The 506-nt window shown below is 44.1% G+C and carries 1 protein-coding gene and 1 pseudogene; both read right to left on the reverse strand.

Going from position 1 to position 506, the window contains the following annotated elements; all coding sequences use genetic code 11:
- A pseudogene (locus RVS70_RS22060) lies at positions 1-317 on the reverse strand (phage portal protein); the annotation flags it as partial.
- A gap of 3 nt (positions 318-320) precedes the next feature.
- On the reverse strand, positions 321-506 hold a 186-nt coding region (locus tag RVS70_RS22065; protein WP_321134854.1), incomplete at its 5' end, for a terminase large subunit.

Raw genomic sequence — 506 nt, forward strand, 5'->3', positions numbered from 1 at the left:
CATTTATAAAAGGCTTCGAGTCTGGCCCAGTCTTTTTCCGCTCTTTTCTTTTTTGCCTGATCGACATCACTCGCGTTGACATCAAATGTGTACTCAACATCGAAGCCAAAACCCGTAATATTCACTCTGTACGCATCAATGCATTGCTGCAGAATGGTCGAGTATTCGGCAATGGTTTTGAGCTCGAGGATATTATAGGGAGGAGCGATAATGTCCTCACCGTACAGCTCAGAAAAGTCATCTTCATAGATTTGCTTTGTCTGAGGAGCGGCGGCATTGGCTTTAAATACAGTTGCTCTGACTGTTTGATTGTGCATGATTTATGACCTCCTCCTTTCTCGGTTCGGCCGGATTCGTTTGTGTGCTGTCTCTTTCATATCAGCAACCTCATAATCATCAAGTGCATACCAAATGGCAGAAAGCGTATGCGGGTCAATCGTGAATTCATCCTCTATCAGAGCCCCGTTTTTATCTTTAGCATACGTCAGCGTTTTGAGCTCATAGAT

The organism is Virgibacillus sp. M23 (assembly GCF_034190895.1).
Lineage (GTDB): Bacteria > Bacillota > Bacilli > Bacillales > Amphibacillaceae > Virgibacillus > Virgibacillus salarius.